23 protein-coding genes are annotated in these 23,478 nt (G+C 39.7%); 10 read left to right on the top strand and 13 right to left on the bottom strand.

Going from position 1 to position 23,478, the window contains the following annotated elements; translation table 11 throughout:
- Positions 1–5 precede the first annotated feature (5 nt).
- Together HWV58_RS06080 and HWV58_RS06075 are read right to left on the bottom strand one after the other, a co-directional pair.
- On the bottom strand, positions 6–716 hold the full coding sequence (locus HWV58_RS06080) for a DUF3307 domain-containing protein (protein WP_175633238.1): 711 nt from the start codon (positions 714–716) through the stop codon (positions 6–8).
- A 4-nt stretch (positions 717–720) separates the two neighbouring features.
- The gene (locus HWV58_RS06075) at positions 721–1,326 is read right to left on the bottom strand and encodes a transcriptional regulator (RefSeq protein WP_175633237.1); all 606 of its coding nucleotides are present in this window, start codon (positions 1,324–1,326) and stop codon (positions 721–723) included.
- Between the two features lie 156 nt (positions 1,327–1,482).
- On the opposite strand from HWV58_RS06075, the gene HWV58_RS06070 reads away from it, so the two are divergent.
- The 4 genes from HWV58_RS06070 (at position 1,483) to pdeM (ending at position 7,383) form a co-directional block, all read left to right on the top strand.
- On the top strand, positions 1,483–2,517 hold the full coding sequence (locus tag HWV58_RS06070) for a ligase-associated DNA damage response exonuclease (protein ID WP_175633236.1): 1,035 nt from the start codon (positions 1,483–1,485) through the stop codon (positions 2,515–2,517).
- Positions 2,514–4,103, top strand: coding sequence for an ATP-dependent DNA ligase (locus HWV58_RS06065; RefSeq protein WP_175633235.1), 1,590 nt, complete (start codon positions 2,514–2,516; stop codon positions 4,101–4,103). The genes HWV58_RS06070 and HWV58_RS06065 overlap by 4 nt, the downstream gene beginning before the upstream one ends.
- A 61-nt stretch (positions 4,104–4,164) precedes the next feature.
- Positions 4,165–6,642, top strand: a complete 2,478-nt coding sequence (locus HWV58_RS06060) for a ligase-associated DNA damage response DEXH box helicase (protein WP_175633234.1) — start codon at positions 4,165–4,167, stop codon at positions 6,640–6,642.
- 102 nt (positions 6,643–6,744) lie between these two features.
- Positions 6,745–7,383, top strand: coding sequence for a ligase-associated DNA damage response endonuclease PdeM (gene pdeM / locus HWV58_RS06055; RefSeq protein ID WP_175633233.1), 639 nt, complete (start codon positions 6,745–6,747; stop codon positions 7,381–7,383).
- Here pdeM and trxA read toward each other — a convergent pair whose 3' ends face one another.
- The 5 genes from trxA to HWV58_RS06030 form a co-directional block, all read right to left on the bottom strand.
- Positions 7,384–7,680 carry a thioredoxin gene (gene trxA / locus HWV58_RS06050; RefSeq protein ID WP_175633232.1) on the bottom strand — a complete coding sequence of 99 codons (297 nt, stop codon included), beginning with the start codon at positions 7,678–7,680 and terminating at the stop codon, positions 7,384–7,386.
- A 115-nt stretch (positions 7,681–7,795) separates the two neighbouring features.
- Positions 7,796–8,410 (bottom strand): hypothetical protein, encoded by a 615-nt coding sequence (locus HWV58_RS06045; RefSeq protein ID WP_175633231.1) that lies wholly within the window; start codon positions 8,408–8,410, stop codon positions 7,796–7,798.
- A gap of 75 nt (positions 8,411–8,485) precedes the next feature.
- Complete coding sequence (locus HWV58_RS06040; protein WP_175633230.1) at positions 8,486–9,850, bottom strand: dihydrolipoamide acetyltransferase family protein; 1,365 nt, start codon at positions 9,848–9,850, stop codon at positions 8,486–8,488.
- 56 nt (positions 9,851–9,906) lie between these two features.
- Positions 9,907–11,151, bottom strand: a complete 1,245-nt coding sequence (locus HWV58_RS06035) for a competence/damage-inducible protein A (protein WP_175633229.1) — start codon at positions 11,149–11,151, stop codon at positions 9,907–9,909.
- A 4-nt stretch (positions 11,152–11,155) separates the two neighbouring features.
- Entirely contained in the window at positions 11,156–13,726 is a 2,571-nt protein-coding gene (locus HWV58_RS06030) for a putative LPS assembly protein LptD (protein WP_235972661.1), read from the bottom strand.
- Positions 13,727–13,890: 164 nt separating this feature from the next.
- Between HWV58_RS06030 and HWV58_RS06025 the strand changes: the two genes are divergently transcribed.
- The 3 genes from HWV58_RS06025 (at position 13,891) to HWV58_RS06015 (ending at position 16,659) form a co-directional block, all read left to right on the top strand.
- Positions 13,891–14,754 carry an N-acetylmuramoyl-L-alanine amidase family protein gene (locus HWV58_RS06025; protein WP_175633227.1) on the top strand — a complete coding sequence of 288 codons (864 nt, stop codon included), beginning with the start codon at positions 13,891–13,893 and terminating at the stop codon, positions 14,752–14,754.
- Positions 14,755–14,767: 13 nt separating this feature from the next.
- Positions 14,768–15,544 (top strand): N-acetylmuramoyl-L-alanine amidase family protein, encoded by a 777-nt coding sequence (locus tag HWV58_RS06020; protein WP_175633226.1) that lies wholly within the window; start codon positions 14,768–14,770, stop codon positions 15,542–15,544.
- A 161-nt stretch (positions 15,545–15,705) separates the two neighbouring features.
- The gene (locus HWV58_RS06015; RefSeq protein ID WP_175633225.1) at positions 15,706–16,659 is read left to right on the top strand and encodes an MlaD family protein; all 954 of its coding nucleotides are present in this window, start codon (positions 15,706–15,708) and stop codon (positions 16,657–16,659) included.
- A gap of 345 nt (positions 16,660–17,004) precedes the next feature.
- Here the strand turns inward: HWV58_RS06015 and HWV58_RS06010 are convergent, their stop codons facing one another.
- The 5 genes from HWV58_RS06010 to HWV58_RS05990 form a co-directional block, all read right to left on the bottom strand.
- On the bottom strand, positions 17,005–17,910 hold the full coding sequence (locus HWV58_RS06010; protein WP_175633224.1) for a ribonuclease Z: 906 nt from the start codon (positions 17,908–17,910) through the stop codon (positions 17,005–17,007).
- A 71-nt stretch (positions 17,911–17,981) separates the two neighbouring features.
- Positions 17,982–18,359, bottom strand: coding sequence for an STAS domain-containing protein (locus HWV58_RS06005; protein WP_175633223.1), 378 nt, complete (start codon positions 18,357–18,359; stop codon positions 17,982–17,984).
- Positions 18,360–18,403: 44 nt separating this feature from the next.
- Positions 18,404–19,348, bottom strand: coding sequence for a phosphoribosylaminoimidazolesuccinocarboxamide synthase (locus HWV58_RS06000; RefSeq protein WP_175633222.1), 945 nt, complete (start codon positions 19,346–19,348; stop codon positions 18,404–18,406).
- Between the two features lie 107 nt (positions 19,349–19,455).
- Positions 19,456–19,734 (bottom strand): hypothetical protein, encoded by a 279-nt coding sequence (locus HWV58_RS05995; RefSeq protein ID WP_175633221.1) that lies wholly within the window; start codon positions 19,732–19,734, stop codon positions 19,456–19,458.
- Between the two features lie 78 nt (positions 19,735–19,812).
- Positions 19,813–20,772: a PhoH family protein gene (locus HWV58_RS05990; protein WP_039480308.1), complete on the bottom strand. Its 960-nt coding sequence runs from the start codon at positions 20,770–20,772 to the stop codon at positions 19,813–19,815.
- Positions 20,773–20,875: 103 nt separating this feature from the next.
- Here HWV58_RS05990 and HWV58_RS05985 point away from each other — a divergent pair, with 103 nt between their 5' ends.
- From HWV58_RS05985 to HWV58_RS05975, 3 genes are all read left to right on the top strand, one after another.
- Complete coding sequence (locus HWV58_RS05985; RefSeq protein WP_175633220.1) at positions 20,876–21,664, top strand: SAM hydrolase/SAM-dependent halogenase family protein; 789 nt, start codon at positions 20,876–20,878, stop codon at positions 21,662–21,664.
- Positions 21,665–21,790: 126 nt separating this feature from the next.
- Positions 21,791–22,321, top strand: coding sequence for a hypothetical protein (locus tag HWV58_RS05980; RefSeq protein WP_175633219.1), 531 nt, complete (start codon positions 21,791–21,793; stop codon positions 22,319–22,321).
- Positions 22,302–22,448, top strand: coding sequence for a hypothetical protein (locus tag HWV58_RS05975; RefSeq protein ID WP_175633218.1), 147 nt, complete (start codon positions 22,302–22,304; stop codon positions 22,446–22,448). The genes HWV58_RS05980 and HWV58_RS05975 overlap by 20 nt, the downstream gene beginning before the upstream one ends.
- Before the next feature lie 43 nt (positions 22,449–22,491).
- On the opposite strand, the gene HWV58_RS05970 is transcribed toward HWV58_RS05975, so the two are convergent.
- The gene (locus HWV58_RS05970; protein ID WP_175633217.1) at positions 22,492–23,442 is read right to left on the bottom strand and encodes a D-2-hydroxyacid dehydrogenase; all 951 of its coding nucleotides are present in this window, start codon (positions 23,440–23,442) and stop codon (positions 22,492–22,494) included.
- Positions 23,443–23,478 lie beyond the last annotated feature (36 nt).

Here is a 23,478-nt window from a genome sequence, read left to right as displayed (position 1 = left end):
TTTTTTTATACCACAAACATTTGGGTTAGCATAGCCGTTACGATAGCAATCCCAAAACTCAGCAGGGTTCCGATTAAAACATATTCGGTTAGCTTAAGGTCGTGGGCTTCTTTTAAGTCGCCAAACCTGAATATAGATTTTGCTGCAAGCAAAAAGCCAACTGCTTCAAAATGCTTGGTTAATATAAATACAAATATCAATACCCTTTCCAGTATGCCGATATATTTACCGGCATTCTGTAATGATTTTGGGCTGTCGGGCTGGTTATCCGGAATCCAGCGGGCAATAATAACCCGCATGGTAATGGAGGTAGGCATGGTTAAAAACAGCGCCCCCGAAATGATTATCCAGGTTTTGGTTTCGTTTAGATAACTGATATCCAGGCTTCCTTTATAAAACAGATGCCATACTGCTACAATAGATATGAAATGCAACACCTGATCGATAAAAAACAGTAGACGAGCATTTTTCTTCGTTTGAAACAGTAATTTGAGTGCATCAATTGCGAAATGAATTACTCCTATCAGGAAGGCCACTTTCCATACGCCAAAACTTAAAAATATCAGGAATATCAACGCAATATGTATGGCTACATGCAGGTAAAGCTTGGCTGATTTAAGTTTCTTTATTTCTTTTTCTTCAACCCAGGAGCCTGGCTGTAAAAAGAAATCCCCAATTAAATGGGCAATAATAAGCTTGATTAGGTAGATATCCATTATTTTAAAACATTTGGTTCAATTTTTTACGGTACAACTTATCCATATCCATTATTTCGGCAAAATGAGCACGCTTTAAAGCTTCACTAACCGATGATTGTGTTCTGCCGGAAATCGCAGCCAATTCGCTTTGCAATATATTTTCATGCTCCAACGCCAATTTAACCATTTCGGCAGCTACAATGCCCCAGCCATCCATGGCGATGAGGGCGAGCTTAATCAGTGTATTTATTTCTTCGTCAAAATCAGCAGAACTGGTTTTAATGGCCAGGTTCAGCCTTACCTGTTTTAAGCTATCAAAGGCAACACCTGAGTACACAAAGGCATCACCACTATCTTCCGTCAGTTTTTTTCTTTTGCCTTGCACGGCACCAATCCCCAGGCCCATCCGCACATCTGCTGCCTTGTTTAACCTGATACAAGCCTTTAAATATATGGCTGTTTTCAGTGCTTCTGCTGCACTTACTTCTACCTGAAAACTATCGCCCCGAAAAATCTCCCACCTGTTATGCTTACCCGAAACAACTTTTAGCGCCCCTTTTAAGCTTGCTAACCAGGTGTCTTTTATTTTACGTGAGCCTATAATATCGCCTGTTATAATGCAAATCATAATACCAATATCGCTAAAATAATTAGAAACAACAAACAATATCGGCTAATTACCCGATATTTCGATTTATCGGCTAATTACCCGATATTTTAATTTATCGGCTAATTACCCGATATTAAACTAAAACCAATTGATACATTTATTGTTTAAATAGGCATGGCACTAATCGAATTTACCAAAAGAGGCATTTACTGCAAGCAGGGAGATTTTTACATAGACCCCTGGTGGCCTGTAGATTACGCTGTAACCACACACGGACATAGTGACCATGTTCGGTTTGGCAACAAATATTATCTCTGCCATACGCTTACCAAGCCTATAATTCAACGCAGAATTAGTGAAGACTTAAATGTAGAAACGCTCGAATACGGAGAAAGTATTACCCGCAATGGCGTAAACATTTCATTCTTCCCGGCAGGGCATATTATTGGATCGGCACAGGTAAGATTGGCTTATAAGGGTGAAATATGTGTAATATCGGGCGATTATAAAATTGAAGATGATGGCATTACTACGCCTTTCGAGCCCGTAAAATGCCACTCATTTGTTTCTGAAAGTACTTTTGGCTTACCGGTTTACAAATGGCAAAAACAAGAAGTGGTTTTTAACGGCATTCAAAACTGGGTAAGCGATAATATCAGCCAGCAACGAACAAGTGTATTAATTGCCTATAGTTTGGGCAAGGCGCAACGTCTGATTAAAAACCTGGCGGGCAACGTTCCGATATATGTGCACAACAGTATTGCTAACCTGAACAAGGTAATTGTAAATGCGGGTGTAAATTTACCCGAAACCATCAGGATAGTACCGGAAACCACTAAAGAAGCCTTGCAAAAAGGAATTGTGATTGTTCCACCTGCTATGCGTGATAGCCGATGGATCAAAAATTTAGCCCATCCGGTTACAGGCATCTGTTCTGGATGGATGCAGGTTAGGGCACATCGCCGCTGGCAGAGTGCTGATGCAGGTTTTGCACTGAGCGACCACGCCGATTGGACTGGCCTCATGGAAGCCATTACCGCAACCGGAGCCGAAAAGGTATATGTAACACATGGTTTTACAGCTGCATTTAGCCGTTTTTTAAATGAGAAAGGTATTGAAGCCAGTGAAGTACTGACCAAATTCGGGCAGGAAGATGATGAAGAAAACAAAGTTGATTTAGCCGGGCAAAACGAAAGTAAATTACCATGAAACATTTCGCACAACTGATTCAGCAGCTCGAGCTCAGCAACAAAACCAATGATAAAATAGCAGCTTTGGTTCATTATTTCAACACTGCTGATGATAAAGATAAAGTTTGGGTAATTGCTTTATTTACCGGAAAAAAGCCAAAAAGGCCGATCAAATCAGCCTTGCTTAAATATTGGGCAATCGAAATTACCCAAACGCCAGAATGGTTATTTTCTGAAAGCTATGCCAATGTGGGGGATTTAAGCGAAACCATTGCCCTCCTCCTGCCGCCTGCACAACACACTTCCGATTTACAGCTTTACAAATGGATTGAAGACCTGCATAGCCTAGAAGGAAAAGACGATGATACCAAAAAGGCTTTCATTTTAAATGCCTGGAACCATTTGGAAACGCAGGAACGCTTTATCTTTAACAAACTGATTTCCGGAAATTTCAGAATAGGCGTTTCAAACAAAATGCTGGTTAATGCTTTGGCTAAACAAAGCAGTTTAGATAGTGCGCAGATTATGCACAGTATTATGGGGAAATGGAACCCTTACGAAATTACTTTCCATGAGCTCGTTAATGGAATCCATGTAAATACCGATAGTTCCTGGCCATACCCTTTTTGTCTGGCTTATGCTTTGGAGCAGGAGCCCGAAAACCTGGGCGATATTACGGCATGGCAGGCAGAATGGAAATGGGACGGCATACGTGGCCAAATTATAAAACGAAATGGCGAGCTTTTTATCTGGAGCCGTGGCGAAGAACTGGTAACCGAACAATTCCCCGAATTGCATTTTTTGGCTGATGCATTGCCTGATGGAATCGTTTTAGACGGAGAAATACTTGCCGTGCAAGATAAAAAAGTATTGCCATTCAGCACATTGCAACAACGACTGAACCGTAAAACAATTAACAAAAAACAGCTGGAAGACGCTCCTATCGTTTTTTTTGTTTATGATTTACTGGAATACGAAGCACAGGATTTTAGAACACAACCGCTAAGCGAAAGAAGACAAGTTTTAAACAGTGTTATTGGCAATTTAGGTGAAAGCGTGGTAATCCTCTCCCCGGTTATAAATTGCAGCACATGGGAAGAACTCGCTGCGTTAAGACAAACTTCTCGGGCTATAAACAGCGAAGGCATTATGCTCAAAAAGCTTAATTCGTTATACCACAGCGGCCGTAAACGGGGTGATTGGTGGAAATGGAAAATCAACCCATATACCGTTGATGCTGTAATGATTTATGCGCAGAAAGGAAGTGGCCGTAGGGCAAATTTCTTTACCGATTATACTTTTGCCGTACGCGATGGCGAAAATCTTGTAACCATAGCCAAAGCTTATTCGGGCTTAACCGATAAAGAAATTAAAGAGGTTAATAGTTTTGTAACCCGTAATGCCATCGAAAAATTTGGCCCTGTGCGTACCGTTAAACCCGAACTGGTTTTCGAAATTGCATTTGAAGGTATTGCCGAAAGCAAACGACATAAAGCAGGACTAGCCTTGCGTTTTCCCCGTATATTGCGGTGGAGAAAAGATAAAAAAGCAGCAGAAATTAATACACTGGAAGATTTAAGGCAGTTGCTGCAATCTACTTTGTAATCTAATCGCTTAAACCTCACAGGTTTTAAAAACATGCAAAGTTTGTATAAAAAATTAAACAATGGACCAAACCAAAACCAAAGGTTATAAAAAGATAAAACAATGGCTTAAAACACATAAGCGCAGGCCGTTTCAGTTTCAGGAAGCGGCCTGGCAGTATTATCTTAATGGTTATAGTGGCCTGGTAAATGCCCCTACTGGTTTCGGCAAAACCTTTTCTTTATTTCTGGCAGTTGTAATTGAGGCCATGAACGCCTCCGAAAGCAGTAATAAAAAAGCAAAAGACCGGTTGCAACTGATCTGGATTACCCCGCTCCGCTCCCTGGCTAAAGATATTGCCCGGGCGATGCGCGAAACTTTACTGGAACTGGAACTAGACTGGCATGTAGGTGTAAGAAATGGCGATACCAGTCAAGCGGAAAAAGTTCAGCAAAAAAAATCGATGCCTGAAATCCTGCTGATTACCCCTGAAAGCCTGCATTTGCTTTTGGCCCAAAAAGGATCATCAACTTTATTTAAAAACCTGAAATGCATTGTGGCCGACGAATGGCATGAGCTATTAGGCAGTAAACGCGGGGTACTGGTTGAACTGGCTGTTTCGCGCATTAAAGGCTTACAAAGGCAGGAAAAACAACAGTTTTTAAGGGTTTGGGGGATATCTGCTACCATTGGAAATATTGAAGAAGCACTGGATGTTTTAGAACCTGATATCAACACCAAACGCATTATTGTTAAGGCTGACCTGGAAAAGAAAATCCTGATTAAATCTATCCTGCCGGATGATATTGAAACACTCCCATGGGCAGGGCATTTAGGGCTAAAGCTGGCTTACAAACTATTGCCGATTATCGAAAAAAGCAAAACAACCCTAATTTTCATTAATACCCGCGGCCAATCGGAAATGTGGTACCAGCATCTGCTCAATATTGAACCCGAACTGGCCGGACGCATTGCCATACACCATGGTTCAATAGATTTCGAGCTTCGCAACTGGATTGAAGATGCTTTGCATACGGGTCAGTTAAAAGCTGTTATCGCCACTTCATCCTTAGATTTAGGGGTAGATTTTAAGCCTGTTGATACGGTAGTACAGGTAGGTTCGCCTAAGGGTGTAGCCCGTTTTTTACAGCGTGCCGGCCGGTCGGGACACTCGCCTCACGAAACCTCTAAAATATATTTCCTGCCTACCCATGCGCTGGAACTGGTAGAGGCCGCCGCAATAAAAGAAGCCGCCAAAACCAACAATATAGAAAGCAGAGAACCCTTTATTATGGTTTTTGATACGTTGGTACAATACCTGGTTACCCTCGCTATTGGCGATGGCTTTGACGACAAGGTGATTTACAATGAGATTAAAAACACCCATGCTTTTAAAATGATCCTCCCTGAGGAATGGGGCTGGGTAATGCAGTTTATTACCTCAGGCGGCGATAGTTTAAGTGCCTATAACGAATTTAAGAAAGTAACTAAGGATGAAGACGGGCTTTGGAAAGTAAAAAGCCGTCAGCTCGCCATGCGCCATCGCCTGCACATCGGAACCATTGTAAGTGATGCCATGCTGAAGGTAAAATTCCTTTCAGGAGGCTACATTGGCATGGTAGAAGAATATTTTGTAACCCGGCTAAAGGCAGGCGATAACTTCAGACTGGCTGGTCGCGTACTCGAATTTATCCATGTAAAGGATATGACGGTAATTGTGCGCAACAGCAAACAAAAAAATGCGATATCGCCGAGCTGGAATGGCGGCAGGTTGCCCTTGTCGTCAAATTTAGGCTCGGTTTTACGTAAGAAATACAATGAAGCACTGGATAAAACCCATCAGGATGAGGAGCTGGATTCGGTTTACCCCCTATTTTTATTGCAGGAAAAACGCTCGCATGTGCCGCGTAACGATGAATTACTAATCGAACTGATTAACAACAAAGAAGGTTTCCATTTGTTCGCCTATCCCTTTGAAGGAAGGCTGGTACACGAAGTGCTTGCTGCGCTTGTAGCTTACCGCCTGAGCAAATTGCTGCCCATCAGTTTCTCTATTGCCATGAACGATTATGGATTTGAGCTGCTCAGTGAAACAGAAATACCGATGGACGAATCAATTGCTTACGAAGTTTTTTCGCCTAAAAATTTAACGGAAGACATCACCCTCAGCATCAATTCTACCGAAATGGCTCGGAGGAAATTTCGCGATATTGCCTGCATTTCGGGTTTGGTTTTTCAGGGTTACCCCGGAAAATATGTGGCCAATAAACATCTACAGTCATCGGCAGGTTTATTTTTTAATGTTTTTAGTGATTATGACCAACATAATTTACTTTTACGGCAAGCATACGATGAAGTTTTTTATCAGCAACTGGAAGAACCGCGATTGGCCGCTGCATTGGAAAGAATTCAATATGGCGCAATTGTAATTGCCCACCCGAAAAGCTTTACCCCGCTTTCTTTTCCGATTAAGGTAGATAGTTTGCGGGAAAATATGAGTTCGGAAGAACTGGAGCAGCGCATTGCAAGGATGAAAGCAGAATCAGAAAAAATTAAGTAATATTTTTAACTATATAGGGCATTTGAGAAAATATAAGTTTAGGGCAATACGCCTTATAAGTTATTATATTTCTTAAATGGTAACACTATCACATATTTATTAATGACCATTACAAGCCACGGAGAAGAACTGATTTTAGATAAAGAGCGGGCTTTATTTTTACCTGGCCACCAACTTTTAGCCATAAGCGATTTACATTTAGGAAAGTCTGCTCATTTCAGGCAAGCCGGAGTGCAAGTGCCAGCTACCATTGCCCTGAGCGATTTGCAACGGTTAAGTGGTTTAATTGGAAAATATCAACCCCAAACCCTACTCATTACCGGCGACATGTTTCATCATGGTTTAAACACAGATATTGATGATTTTTCGAGGTGGAGAGCACAATATCCTGATTTAAAATTACTGCTCGTAAAAGGGAATCACGATAAACTGGCCCATGCAGATTATACGAAAATGGGAATTGAAATACACGATCCCAGTTATTGCTTAGGGCCATTTTGCTTCATTCACGATGCACCTAAAAATGATGCAGCTGAACTTTATCCCATTAGCGGGCACATCCATCCGGGTGTAACCATAGTAGGTAAGGCTAAACAACGGCTCAAATTTCCTTGTTTTTACTTTGGCAGCAGTTATGCTGTTTTGCCTGCTTTTAGCCTGTTTACAGGCTTGTATACCGTTTACCCTAAAAATAACGAAAGGATATTTGCTGTAACACCCAAAACCGTTGTAGAGGTTTAATTAAGCGTGCTGATCGATAACCTGCTTCAACTGTGCAGCCTGCACCACACCGCTCTGGCGCCAAACAGGTTTCCCTTTTTTGAACAAAATCAGCGTAGGCACACTCTGCACATTAAAGGCTGCTGCCGCAGGCTGGTTTTTATCGATATCTACTTTGATAATCGATGCAGAATCGCCCACCTGCGACTTTAACTGATCCAAAACGGGTTTCATCATTTTGCAAGGACCACACCATTCAGCAAAAAAATCAACCAAAACGGGTTTTTCGCCATTGATTAAATCGGAGAATTTAGACATACTACTTGTTTTTATTTAGAAACAATGGTAAATGGAATTGGTTTTAACGAGAACAGTCAAGTTTTTTTAAAACTTGACTGTTCAGAATTATAATTTTGCAACAATGCTATATCAATTAAGCATTTACCGGCAGCTCTACATTTAAAGCAGCTACCCAGCTATCAAACAGGTCTTTCTCTATTTTAATTACTTCAGCGGCGTGATTTTCCCAGTCAGGTGAAAAGTTAACCAGCTGATTAATCATTTCCTCTAAATGGCCCTCTTCTTCTAAAATAATCGACTTTACATTTACCTTACTCTTCGCCTCATCTAAAACCGCCTGGTAAATTGGATAAAGCTCATCGGCACGAACCTCTATTGCGTAAGTAACAAAAAGGTAAGCTGCAAATTTTAAATCGTAACCAGAAAGATTAAACGCTGCTTTCAAGTAACGGCAAACCGCAATATCTAGAGCGTGCAAATAATATTTAGTGTTGTTGGGCGATAAAAGCTCTGCATTGGTATAAGTTTTACAAAAGGCTTCATCAACCTTTGCAATCTGCTTTTTCAGGTAATAGGCATGGCGATGTTCTTCGGCAGCATGTTTAAGAATAATGAGATTAACATTTTCTTTATGCTCGGATGCTGAAATCTTTTTAGCACCTGCATTTTCCATGTAAGACAATGTATTTAACCATTTGGCATGCAACACATTATCGGCTACTATCTTTTTTAAAATTGAATCTAACATTCTTTAATGGTTAAACTGGTAAAAGGTTTAGATTGCTGGCGTTATGCCAACTGAAAACTTTTAACTGTAAACTTGTTATATCTCTCTGTTCAAATCCCAGGCCTCTAAATAATCGGCAACCCTGCGCACAAACATACCTCCCAACGAACCATCAACTACCCTATGGTCGTATGACAATGAAAGGAACATCATGTGGCGTATAGCAATTACATCACCGTGCTCGGTTTCTAATACTGCAGGTTTCTTTTTAATAGCACCCACAGCCAGAATAGCAACCTGTGGTTGGTTAATAATTGGTGTGCCCATTACATTGCCAAAACTACCTACATTGGTTAAAGTAAAGGTTCCACCCTGGGTTTCGTCGGGTTTTAATTTCGAGTTTCTGGCACGTACGGCTAAATCATTTACGGCTTTGGTTAAACCTACAATATTTAACTGATCGGCATTTCTGATTACCGGAACTATCAGGTTTCCGCTTGGCAATGCTGCTGCCATACCAATATTGATATCCGCTTTTTTGATAATCTGTGTTCCATTAACCGAAACATTAATCATCGGGAAATCTTTAATTGCTTTTGCAACGGCTTCAACAAAAATCGGCGTAAAAGTAATTTTCTCGTTTTCGCGTTTTTCGAAACTGTTTTTCACTTTATTACGCCATAAAACCATATTGGTTACATCGGCTTCAACAAATGACGTAACATGTGGCGAAGTGCTTTTGCTCATCACCATGTGATCGGCAATTAGCTTACGCATCCTGTCCATCTCAATAATCTCATCACCACCGCTTACCGATGTGGTAGATGGCTTACTTGCGCCAGAAGGTTGTGCTAAGGGCTGAGTATTTGGCTTGCTCTCGCTTGCTTTTTCAACCGGAGGTGGTGCCGTTATGGCTATGGTAGCTGATAACTTAACACCGCTTCCGCCATTTCTGTTGGCGATATAGTTTAATAAATCGTCTTTATTTAAGCGGCCATCGGCACCAGAGCCTTTAATTGCATCAAGCTCTGCAAGCGAAATATTTTCCTGTGCGGCAATGTTCTTAACCAAAGGTGAATAAAAACGCTCTGCAGCACTAAAATCGGCTTGCTGGCTTGTATTTTGCACCGGCAATTGTTCAATCCCCGGAATCGTTTCAGTTTTCTCTTCTGCTACCGGAGCGGCAACAGCAATTTCTTCTACCTGAGAAGCAGATCCTCCTTCGGTTTCTATAATCGCAATTACATCACCAACCTGGGCAACTTCGTCTTCCTTAAATAATTGTTTAACCAATTTACCCGCAACCGGCGAAGGAACTTCAGAATCTACCTTATCGGTAGCGATTTCCAGAATGGTATCATCTAAATCAATAGCATCACCCGGTTGCTTTACCCATTTAATCACCGTTGCTTCCGCAACACTTTCACCCATTTTTGGTAACAATAGTTCGTATTGAGCCATATTAAATTACAGTATTTTATATTGGTAACGCCACAAAAATACAGTTTTTATTCCTTCTAAACTGTTTCTTTAAGTAGATTTAATAACATGGTTAATGCTGCAGTTGCCGAACGTTCGATGTTTTGAAGGCGTTTGTTGCTGAAATTAAACAGTTTAGCTACGGTTTTATCTTTCGAAGAAACTGAAATCCAAACCGTGCCAACTGGTTTGTCTGCTGTTCCGCCATCTGGTCCGGCTATTCCACTAACTGCAATAGCATAATCGGTTTTAAAGTGCTGGATAGCCCCTTCTGCCATTTCCTTTACCGTTTCTTCGCTAACTGCCCCGAATGTAGACAGTGTAGCTGGTTTTACACCAAGCACAGATTCTTTGAGCTCGTAGGCATAGGTAACCGCACCGCCCCAATACACTGAAGAACAGCCCGGATGTTGGGTAATTAGATGAGCAATATATCCACCGGTACAGCTTTCGGCGGTAGACAGTGTTAGGCCACGGTCATTCATGATGTTTAGAATAGCCTTTTCTAAAGGAATGTCCTCATCGATCACCACAAATTTATCCACCTTTGCCATAATCTGTTTGGCAAAAACTTCCACCTCAGTTTTTAATTTAGCTTCATCATCGCCTTTCGCCGATAAACGCAAACGCACCTGCCCTAGTTTGGGCAAATAGGCCAGCTTAATGTGAGCCGGTAATGCATCTTCAATTTCTTCTATTTCTTTGGCCAGAAATGATTCGCCGATGTTTGCTGTAAGAATTGTTTTATGTACAATGGCCGGAAGTTCAAACCTGCGTTTTAAACGGGGAAGAATTTCATCCCCCATGAGGTACATCATTTCGAATGGAACACCAGGCATAGAAACAAAGATTTTGTTGTTTCTTTCAAACCACATGCAGGGCGCTGTTCCGTTTTTATTTACAATTACTTCGCAACCATCCGGTACATCGGCCTGCTGAATATTAACATCAATTAGGGGGCGTTTAAATTTTTCAAAAATCTGACGCACCATTTCTAAGGCACCTTCATCGCGCCTAAAGCCCATGTTAAAATACCTGGCCAGTGTTTTTTTGGTGATATCATCTTTAGTTGGTCCTAAACCGCCCGTAATAAGAATAATATCCGCTCTTTGTTCAGCCAGGGCTAAAGCATCCAGAATGTGTTGTTCGTCGTCAGATATCGAAGTGATTTGTTTTACCGAAATTCCGGTTAGGTTTAGCTGTTGGGCCATCCATGCAGAATTGGTATCTACAATCTGGCCTATCAGAATTTCGTCGCCAATGGTAATAATTTCGGCTAGCATAAATTTATTGGTATGTGCTGTAAAAACCTTGTCTTTTGCTCAATTTCAAATCCTGTAGTATCGATGCTTTTACTTTAATGGTTACCGAATAACTCTTGTAAGCACCATAAGGAACCCAGTTAACACTCATATCCCAGCAATGTAAATCGCGGTAAATGGCCAAATTCATTGGCGTTAAGCCTCTGTTTTTAAAATCGTAACCTGAGTTGAAGGTAACTTTCCATTTAGGAGTTAAGTTAACATCACCATTAAAGTTAAGTGTATTGGAAATCGTACTAATATTTCCATCATTTGAATACTGGAAACTGTATGAAAACGAAAAATTCCACGGAATATTAAAATCCACAAAGGCATTCGGGTCGCGGCTAATTGCGGCCAATTGTTCCGATTGAATATCAGTCAGTCCTTTTTTATTGGCTGCTTCTCCTAATTTGTCGTTAGCTTCATTTTTACGTTTTAAAGCTTCTGGGTTTAAGCTATAGTCGAAAGAGAAACCAAAATTTGTAAGCCGTGGCAAGAATTTCCCTTTTTGGTAAAACAAGCGGTCTTCTCTTATTTTCATGCTCTGCCCATTTACTGTTGTGTCTTTTAGCGCGTAAGGATCTAAAGTACCATTGTAGTTGATCCCCAATTTATCTGTAAACTGCGAACGACCACTAAAACCTATGGTAGATAACTTGTATTGCTTAGCTAAAAAATTGTATGATCCGCTAAAACTCAAACCTTGTATAATGGGGATCTTTTTCGATCCTGTACCGGTTGTATCGTTCTTATTTCGCACCTTCAACTCTACCGTATTGTCAATCCCGAAACCAATTGAAGCATTTGGCCCACCGAAAGATCCCGGCTGTGCCATACCATCGAAAATAGAATATTTTAATGGCAAGCCGTTGGTTAAAATCTCGTTTCCATTTTGGTCGATAGCTGGTCTGTAAGGTCCCGCTCCGGCCTTAGTAAAATCGGGTGAATAAGAGAAAGAAACATTCGGCGTCATTACATGCCTTAAGGCCTGTATTTTACCCTGCGGGTTAAAATCTCTTCTGCCGTAAATCTTGGTCGACATACTGGTAGAAAGACTATAACTCCCCGCCCTCTTAAAACCACTAAGCGTATCTTCTCTAAAGGTATAAGTATTATCGGCAAACTGCGTGTATCGTCTGTTTACACTCTGGAAATTCCATACTTCGTTATAGGTCCCGCCCAAACTAAAGTTTAAGTACTTTAAGGCTGTAAACGACATGTTAACCGGAATACTGTGTGCAAACCCGCTTCTTAAACGTTTCAAACCATCATTATCAAAAAGTAAACTATCGAAAGTATCAATCCGGTTTGTTCCCTGTAAGCTATAACCAACAGTTATTTTCTGATACCATTTTTGTTCTCCAACGGCATCTTTCCGATTAAAAGGGTTAAATGTAGGAACGTTGAATGTAAGTTCTGGTAAGCGCAATGATATGGCTCTGGTACTTAATGTCTGGTCACTTGATGCAGCCAAAGACAAGTTCATGTTATTTGAAAATGTTTTGGCGTAACTGATACTACTACTGGTTGAGTTGGTAGAAATGGCATTAATATCGTACGAAGTACCTGCGGCCGTATTTCTATAATATCCTCTTTTACCGCTCGATACCAACCTTACACTGGCACTGAAAGTAGTACCCGGCTTAGCATTGGCATTCTGACTGTGACTCCAGTTAATGCTGAAGTTTTTGGTTGGGTTTCTAAAAGCTTCGGTTCCTTCCAACCCATCTTTAAAGCTTGAATAAGACAGGTTAATGTTACCGTTAAACTTGTACCGTTTGGTGTAATTACTTAATAAACTGGTTTCGTAAGAGCCATTGGTGTAAATAGAGCCCATTATTTTGGCATCCCAGTAATCGTTTAAACCCAGATAGTAACCACCATTCTGCAAGAAAAATCCACGGGTTGCATCCTCACCCGGTGTGGGTAATATTACACCTGAAGTACGTTTATTCGGCTTTGGAAAAAATGCGAAAGGAAGGCCAAAAAAAGTTGGAATATCCTCAATAACCATATAAACCGGACCTGTGATAATTTGCTTTTCGGTTACCACCCCTTTAGAAATCATTAAACCAAAGTGCGGATGCGGTAAATTACAGGTGCTGTACATTACATTTTTAATGTGCAATTCGTCGTCTATCTGCTTTTTACTTTGTCCGCCAGAGAAAAAACCGCCTTCCTGCTCAGAAAAAACGCCATATACTTTGGCTCGTGTAGTTTCCGAATTGTAAAAAATAGAATCGGCTATAGCAGTTCCATCGGCACCTGATTTAAAAATCGGCCTCCCAGTATACCTCCCCGTTTTCGGATCTTTTACTCCGGTAGCAAAAATGGTATTTTGCTTTTTATCGTATTTAATGTAGCTGGCATCGAGCTCGAAATCGCCATAAATAACCCGGGCATTTCCATACAGATAAACAATACTTTTGTCGGCACTCATTTTCACCGAATCTTCGGCTTTGTACTCGACTTTCTGATCGATACTACTGTTGTTTTTGCCCTTTTTCTGGGTTGTATCCTTTTTAGTTGTGTCTTGCTTAATGATTTGCTGCAATGAAAAATGAGAAAATGCGTTAGCTTTACTAACAACGTGTGTTAATAAAATGACAGAAATTAGTAAAATAGAGCTCTTAAGAAGTTTCAAATTCGTATTTGAATGTTATTTTTGCACAAATGTTTAATCAAAAACGTTCAAAATTAGTGAAAAATATACCATTGATGTATCTTAAATCCATTTTAACATTTATTATTTGTCTGACGCTATCAAACACCTTTGATAATCAGGCCTTTGCACAGGAATATAAAATTAAAACAATTGTAATTGATGCGGGCCATGGCGGCAAAGACGGTGCTACACATGGCGTTTATTCGAAGGAAAAAGATGTAGCCCTGAAAACAGCTTTAAACCTTGGCCGGGCACTTCAGGATAGCCTGAAAGACATCAAAGTGATCTACACCAGAGAATCGGATGTATTTATTCCCCTTTATGAGCGCATTAATATTGCGAACAACTCAAAAGCCGATCTTTTTATCTCTATCCACTTAAACGATATGCCGGTTCGCGTTTCGCGGGTGGTTGATTATTATAAAAAAGTTAGGGGCAGAAAAGTTCCGGTTTACAGAACGGTTACTTCAAAAAGCACTTCAACCCGTGGTACCGAAACGTTTGTATCGGGAACAGGGCGCTTGGGCGAGCAGGACGAAGTAATTAAACGTGAAAATGCATCGATGTTTCTGGAAGATAACTACCAAAAAAACTACGAAGGCTTTATTGCCAATACGCCCGAAAGCGATATTATGTTATCTTTAATGAAACAAACCAACAGGGACAGGAGTTTAAAGTTTGCCTCAATGCTTCAACAAGAGTACGTTAATGCTGGCCGTATTAATCGTGGTGTACAGGAAAAAAGCCTCGCAGTACTGGCCAGAGCAGCAATGCCGGCAGTTTTAACCGAGATCGGCTTTGTGAGTAATCCGGATGAAGAAGATTATATGAACTCTCCCGAAGGACAAAAAGAGATAGTTGATGGTATTATTAAGGCAATTAAAAATTACAGGCGTATAGCTGAAACATCATTTTAACAACCCCAATTAAATGAAGATTAAACTTCTGGTTAGCCTATTTTTTCTTTCGGTAGTAGCTGTTACACACACATTTGCGCAGGGTTACAAAATTAAAACCATTGTAATTGATCCGGGTCACGGCGGCCGTAAACCGGGTGCTTCGGGCAGTTTTTCAAAAGAAAAAGATGTTTCGTTAAAAGTAGCGCTTAAGTTGGGCGAGCTCTTAAAAGAAGAATTACCAGAAATTAAGCTCATCTACACCAGAAAAACAGATATTGATGTTGACTTATACAGACGTGCAGAAATAGCCAATGCGGCTAACGCAGATTTGTTTATCTCCATTCACTGTAATTCCATGCCACCAGGCAATAAACATATAAAAGGTGTAGAGACATTGGTAGCCGGCTCGCACCGTTTGAAAGAGCAGGATGCTGCTATCCGTGAAAACGCCGATATCAAACTCGAAAAAAACTATAAAACCAAATACGATGGTTACGATCCCAGCAATCCGGCCAGCTTTATACTTTTATCTTTACTAAAAAATACCTTTCGTGATAAAAGTATTAAATTTGCCAAATTGATCCAGAACAGCTACATCAACAGGGATGAGCGGTTAAGCAGAGGGGTTAAAGAGCAAGGCGTATTGGTATTACAACGTTGTGGAATGCCCGCTGTACTTACTGAGGTTGGTTTTATTTCAAATTCGGAAGAAGAGAAATACATTAACTCAGCAAAAGGCCAGAGTGAGATAGCGAATTCTATTGTGGATGCAATAAAAACCTATAAAAAGAATATCGAAGTTAAATAAGTGGCATTATAAATGATAGTTATTTTAACTTTGCAGAAATATAAAACATTTACCAAACAATTAATGCTGGCTTTGTGTATTTATAAAGTTTAGCTTAAAAATGAATTACGCTCTAACAAGTTTAGATCGATAACAAGACTTGTAGCCATTAAAGAAACAACATGAAGATTAAGAACGAAACCAAAGTAGGTATTTTAGCTGCGTTTGCCATTGCTTTATTAATAATTGGATATAATTTTTTAAAAGGGAATTCTATCTTCTCAAACGAAACCACTTTATTTGCAAAATACACCAGAGTTGATGGTTTAACTGTATCTAAACCCATCCTGATTAATGGTTACCAGATTGGCCGGGTGGCAAAGCTCGAGCTTCAAACCGACGGAACTATCATTGCCACTTTAAGCATCAATAGTAAATACGAAATTCCGGAAAACAGTATTGCCCGTTTAGAAGGAACCGATTTATTGGGTAGCAAAGCCATTGTAATGTCGCTGGGTAACTCAAAAAAAATGGCTGAAGATGGTTATACTTTAAATGCCAATGTAGAAAAAGGATTAATGGAGCAGGTTCAGCCGGTACAAAAGAAAGCTGAATTGATTATTGGTAAAATGGACTCTATTTTAAGCAGTGTAAACTCAATCCTGAATCCTAATTTTCAGAAAAATGTTGACAAAAGCTTCAACAGTATTGCTGGTACTTTAGCTTCACTAGAAACCACATCGAAAAAAGTAGATGGTTTGGTAGGATCTGAAAGTGCCCGTATTGAAGCTATTTTTAGAAATGTGGAAGGAATTACCGCTAACCTGAACAACAACAATAAAAAGATTAGCGATATCTTAACCAACATTAACACCGTTACCGATAAATTTGCAGCTGCTAATTTTAAACAAACATTAGATAACGCCAACAACGCCATTGCCGATTTACAAAGTGTAATTTCAGGTATTAAAGACGGTAAAGGAAGCTTAGGTTTGTTGTTGAACGACAATAAAATGTACGAAAACTTAAATAATGCTTCTAAAAACCTGGATGCTTTAATGATCGACTTAAAAGCCAATCCGAAGCGTTATGTTCACTTCTCGGTGTTTGGAGGTGGCAACAAAAAAGACAAGTAATTAATTTTTATAAATTCGGAAGCCCTGGAGAAATTCAGGGCTTTTTTTATGCTTAATTTTTGCCACAGAAACACGGAGTACAAATCAGAAATGAAGATATACATATTAGAAGTACTAATAATTACTTAACCAACCGCGAAATTTACGTGATCGGCGGGAACCACAAAATCTCCTGCAGATTTAAAGAGATCAGCGCAGATTAAATTAACTGTAGGCCCGAAAATCCTGAGTATCTTAAAACAACTAATCAGCGGAATTTGCGTAATCAGCGGGAAACCACTTTAACCCTCCCACAGATTTAAAGAGATCAGCACAGTTATCGTATAATTAAATTGGGTAACCCCCTTAAAGCTGAAAGGTCCTCCCCTCCACTGCCAGCTCTGTATTTTCGAAACCGGCCTGAGCTTCTTCGAAGAGCATTTGTAAGGTTTTGTAGCGCGATGAGAAATGGCCGATCAACAATTTCTTTGCGCCAATGATATTAGCCACCTCAGCAGCCTGTTGAGCAGTAGTATGATGCGTTTCTCTCGCCCTATCCAATAAATCGTGCATGAAGGTAGCTTCGTGATAAAGCGTATCGCAGCCCATTATCGTCGGAAAATAACTTTCATCAAATAACGTATCAGAACAGTAAGCGTATGCTCTCGGCGGATCGGCAGCTACAGTATAATCTTCACTTCTTAAAATTTCTCCGTTAGGCAGCTCTACATCAATTCCTTTCTTCAGAGCGGTGTAATAAGCCATCGGTACCTTTTCGGCCTTATCCTTAATCAGTTTACGTTGCCTTTTCTTTTGCTGAAAAAGGAAGCCTGTAGTGGGAATACGGTGATTTAAGACAATTGTTTTTACAATCAGGTCGCTGTTTTCGAAAATCTGTTTCGGTTCATCTGCCTCAATCGGAAAAAACTCTATCGGGTAGCGCAAAACCGTATCTGAATATTTAAACTGGATTTCGAGAATTTCGAGCAGTGGCTTTGGCCCAAAAATTTGCATTGGCTTTATCCTGCCGTTTAAATGCAGACTGGAAAGTAAACCGATCAAACCAAAGTAATGATCGCCATGTAGGTGACTAATAAATATATAATCGATGCGGGCGGCCTTCAAATTAAATTTAGCCAGCTGTTGCTGAGTGCCTTCACCACAATCAATTAAATAGCATTTTTCGTTACAATTCAAAAGCTGTGCCGATGGATTCCGGTTAAAAACAGGAGTTGCCGAACTGCTTCCTAAAATGGTAACTTCAAATTTCATAACGATGAGATATAAAAAGCCTCGTAGATTTTGAAAAACTACGAGGCTATAATATTATTGGATAATATAGATTATTTAGCGCCTCTGAATTCTTTTTCCAGTTCATCCATAAAGATGAAATCGGTTGCCTCTTCTAATGTATTAACAAACGTTACAGACTGAAATATGTTTGATAATTCTACAATTGTAGCAAGCTCATCGCTAATTCCGGTTACGATAAACAATCCACCAGCCGCTTTGCAAAGCCTGTCGCCAACCAATAAACAGCTTAAATCCTGCGCATCATTACACTCCGTAACATGGCTAAGATCAACAATTATATTTTTAAATCCTTCTGCATTAAGTAAATACAGTTCAGATTTTAAACCGGGTGCATTATCGTTTGTAAACCTGGTTTCTTCCAACCTTAAGCTTACATATTTGTCGTGTTTATCTACTGAAAATTTCATCTCTCTAATCTTTATTGCACTAATGTATAAATTTCTTTCGAAAATTAAAGTGTTTCAAGTGCCTTTAAAACATTAGTTTCGATGCGGCTCGAAATGGCATCTGCATCTGCTTTTATAAAGGTCTCACCTACAATCTTTTCGTAAAGTTCGATGTAACGCTCCGAAATAGAGTTTACAATTTCCGGAGTCATTTCTGGCACTACCTGCCCGTCTTTACCCTGAAAGCCGTTTTCGATTAACCATTTGCGCACAAATTCTTTCGAAAGCTGTTTTTGTGGCTCATTATTATCCTGGCGTTCCTGATATCCTTCTGCATAAAAATAACGTGATGAATCAGGTGTATGGATTTCATCAATCAAATAAATTACGCCATCTGCCTTACCGAATTCATATTTCGTATCTACCAAAATCAATCCGCTTTTTGCAGCGATCTCAGTTCCACGCTGGTAAAGTGCGTAAGTATATTGTTCTAATTGCTCGTAATCGCTTAAAGAAACAATTCCCTTGGCTAAAATATCTTCTTTCGAAATGTCTTCATCGTGGCCAACAGCTGCTTTAGTAGTTGGGGTGATAATTGGTTGAGGCAATTTATCGTTCTCTTTTAAACCATCAGGTAAAGCAACACCACAAACCGAACGTTTACCGGCACTGTATTCGCGCCATGCGTGACCAGCTAAATAACCCCTGATTACCATTTCTACTTTAAAAGGCTCGCAAATGCGACCAATAGTTACCATCGGATCTGGCACAGCTAAAACCCAATTGGGTACAATATCTTGTGTAGCGGCTAAAAACTTGGCTGCAATCTGATTTAACACCTGTCCTTTGAACGGAATAGCCTCTGGCAATACCACATCAAATGCAGAAATGCGATCTGACACCACCATTACCATAAACTGATCAGCTATAGTATACACATCGCGAACTTTACCTTTGTAAAAATTGCTCTGATTTGGAAAATTAAAATGGGTTTCTTTAAGTGCTTTCATGAGGGGGTAAAAATAGGAAAAAAGATGGAAAGTCCGAAGACTGGGGTTAGAAGTCCGAAGATATAATTTACTAAAAAAGCCGCAATTAATAAGCTACGGGATTAAGTTCATTTCAGCTTATTTAAAACCTCAATAAAAGTCTTTGTCAAAATGGTGCTGATATTTTCATTTTTCACTTGAAGCGTGATATGATCATTCATTTTAATCAACTGAAGCCTTCCTTTAAAAATGTGTGCCTCATCAATATTAACAAATTCGAGCAGCTTTCTAAGCCTTTCCTTTTTACAAACCCATTCTTCATTGTTTTTCGAAATGATTACACGAATGGTATGTGGCAGTTTCTCGAAAGAAAGTTTTAGGTTATTTTGTAAATATATACTTTCCATAATAATAATATTAGATGGATAATGGTTTTGAAGGCTTTAACATCCTAAATTTTACATCATCCATCTTACATCATCCGTTTACTGAATATCACCATAAGCTTTAAGAATATCTTTAACCAGTTTATGTCGAACTACATCCTCTCCGCTTAAATAAATAATATCAATGCCTTTAATGTCTTCTAATATCCTTAAGCCATTAAACAAGCCCGACATCTGTTTCTTCGGTAAATCGACCTGGGTAACGTCGCCGGTAACGATAAATTTAGCAGTCGGACCCATACGGGTTAAAAACATTTTTAACTGCATGTCGGTGGCGTTTTGGGCCTCATCCAATATTACAAAGCAATTATCAAGCGTACGGCCACGCATAAATGCCAAAGGAGCAATTTCTATCGTACGGTTTTCGATATAAAACTTCAGCTTTTCAGCGGGGATCATATCGTCCAACGCATCGTAAAGCGGACGCAAATACGGATCGATCTTTTCTTTTAAATCGCCCGGAAGAAAGCCTAGGTTCTCTCCTGCTTCTACAGCCGGTCTGGTTAAAATGATGCGCTTAATTTCTTTATTTTTCAATGCCCTTACCGCTAAAGCAACTGCAGTGTAGGTTTTACCGGTTCCGGCAGGGCCGATGGCAAAAAGAATATCATTTTTAGCAATACTGCTCACCATTTTGCGCTGATTAGCCGTTCTGGCCTTAACCAATAAGCCGTTTGTACCGAAAACAATCACTTCTCCGCCGCCACCGGTTGGCTGTTCGGCATCTTTTTTTGCCAGGTTTGTTGCTTTCGCTCCCAGTATCGATTCTACATCGTTATTGGTTAGCGAACTATATTTTTCGAGATGGGCGATCAGCTGGTTAAACTTCTCTTCAAAAGACTTAAGTTCCTGTTCATCACCGAGAACCTTAACATCACTTCCCCTCGCTACAAGTTTCAACTTCGCGAAAGCACCTTTAATCATTTCGTAATTCTCATTATTCGGCCCCCAAAAGTGAGCAGGATTTACGGTATCCAGAGTTAATTTTAATTCGTTCAAACTGTAGTATTTTAAAAAGTTATCGGGGTATATTAATTAAAATTTGAATATTTGCAGACGCTTAGGCCTGTACACAAGAATAAGCAATAATAATGAATTTTTAATGGGGATAATTACTTTAACAACAGATTTAGGTTCAAAAGATTTTTACCAGAGTGCACTAAAAGGTAGTCTGCTGAGTCTTATGCCTAATGTTAATTTAATTGATATTACCCACGAAGTTCCTTCGTTCAATATTTCTTACGCAGCTTTCGTTTTAAAGAACGCTTATCCCTATTTCCCAAAAAATACGGTACACTTAATCGGCATCGATTCTGTGTATAGTGAAAACACGAAATACATAGCTGTAAAGCACCGCGATCATTATTTTGTAGGTGCCGATAATGGTATTTTCTCCCTGCTTTTTGATGAACATCCGGAAGATGTGGTAGAGCTGAATATTATGCAGGATTTGAAATATCTCCACTTTCCTCTTGTTGATATTTTTGTAAAAGCTGCAACACACCTGGCTAAAGGTGGTAAGCTAAAGGATATTGGTTTGCCTGTAGCAGAGATTGAGCAAAAAATGCTTTTACATCCTGTTATTGAGAAAGATGTGATTCGTGGAAGTGTAGTTTATATCGATACTTTCTGCAACGTAATTACCAACATTACCAAAGATCTCTTTACCCGCATACAGAAAAACCGCGATTTTACGCTGCATTTTAGAAAAAGCGAAACCATTACCCAATTGAGCTGGCATTACAACGAAGTACAGGAAGGTGAAAAACTTTGCCTCTTTGGTATTAGTAATCACCTCGAAATTGCCATTAATAAAGGTAAAGCCAGTGGTTTGTTAGGCTTACACCTGGGCGATATTGTAAGGGTGGAGTTTCATTCCAAGGCTGGTTAGAAGCTGAAAGCATAAAGACGGAAGCTGAGAGGCAAAAGCATAAACGCTAAAGCGGAAAGACTAAAGCTCACTTAACGCATCTTTAGGAAAATAAAACAAGTTCACTCTTTTTCACGTTTATAGCAGATGAAGAAATATTTTTACCTACTTTTTGTCCTCTTATCCAATCTTCAGCTTTTTGCGCAACAAGATACCACGGCTTATGCTGCCCAACGGGCCAAAATAAATTCACTATTGGCCGAACGAAGTGCTAAATTTGGTCAGTACGATGAAAGCCTTAACCAGCGTACAGGGATTTTTGGCTGGCAAACCAAGCGCGACATTAAAAATTCCAACGAAATTCTGCGTCAGGTTGTTTTAACCGATAATAACATTTTTACCGAGCTTAAAGTACTGATGGACTACAAAGATCTTCAGAACCAACAGAAAATAGCCGTTTCTGATCATTCAGAAGAGCGTATACAGCGCTACATGCAAACCATCAAAAAATTACAGGATCAGAATGAGCAGTTAAAGTTAGCTGCCGACAAAAGGGATAAAGGTAAAAACCTGGTTAATTACCTTGTGGTATTTTTAATTTTGGTAATGGCTGGCGGCTTCTATTTCTTTAATAAAAAACTACAGCAATATAGAAAGTATGAAAAAAGCGCTGTTTAAAATCCTGGTTAAAATTAATAATGCTGTTTTACCCAGTTTGTATAAAAAAGATCCGAATAAGCTGCGCACGTGGCAAAAGGCGATTTTAGGTTATCGCTACTGGGCTTTATTAAAAGCGCTGGATTAAAAAGACCTTACAGGTTTTAAAAACCTGCAAGGTCTGCTATATATTATTTCTTAAAGTGCTCGATAATCAAGGTAGCCAATTCAGAACCAATACGCTCCTGAGCTTCGTTTGTTGATGCACCGATGTGCGGTGTTAACGAGATTTTAGGGTGTGTTAAAATTTCAGCCAATGGTGTAGGTTCGTTATCGAAAACATCTAAACCTGCGAAAGAAACTTTACCTGAGTTTAATGCCTCAATTAAAGCAGGCTCATCTATTGTTCCACCGCGTGAGCAGTTTACAATACCAACACCTTTTTTCACTTTAGCAAACTCTTCAGCACCTAAAATCGGCTTATCCGCAAATGGTGTATGTAAGCTTAAGAAATCACTTCCGGTAATTACTTCGTCTAAAGAAACAGTTTTAATTGGAATACTTACCGATTGACCTCCCTGGAAATCTAAAGTAATTTCAGTTTCAGTTGGATATAAATCGTAAGCCAAAACATTCATGCCTAAACCTAAAGCAACTTTAGCTGTTGCACGGCCAATACGACCGAAACCGATAATACCAATGGTTTTACCACTTAATTCAGTTCCTTTTGCATAAGCTTTTTTAAGGTTATTAAACTGACTTGAACCTTCAACAGGCATTTTACGGTTAGCATCCTGTAAAAACCTGATGCCGGTAAATAAGTGAGAAAATACCAGTTCGGCTACCGATAAAGAAGAAGCTGCAGGCGTATTTACAACCGCAATACCCTGACTACGTGCATATTCTACATCAATATTGTCCATACCTACACCACCTCTACCAATTAATTTAATATTCGGTACGGCATCAATCAGCTCTTTTCTAACTTTTGTAGCGCTACGAACTGTAATCGCATCATAGTTTTTTAAAGCTTCAGCCAGTTGATCTTGTGCAATAGTTTCGGTATCTACCTGGAAACCTGCTTTTTCTAATAATTCTTTTCCGATCGGATCAATTCCGTCGTTTGCTAATATTTTAAACATTGTTATATATGATTACACAGATTGAGAGATTACATT

This window comes from Pedobacter ghigonis (assembly GCF_903166585.1).
GTDB lineage: Bacteria > Bacteroidota > Bacteroidia > Sphingobacteriales > Sphingobacteriaceae > Pedobacter > Pedobacter ghigonis.
This window is presented reverse-complemented; position numbering and strand designations above follow the sequence as displayed.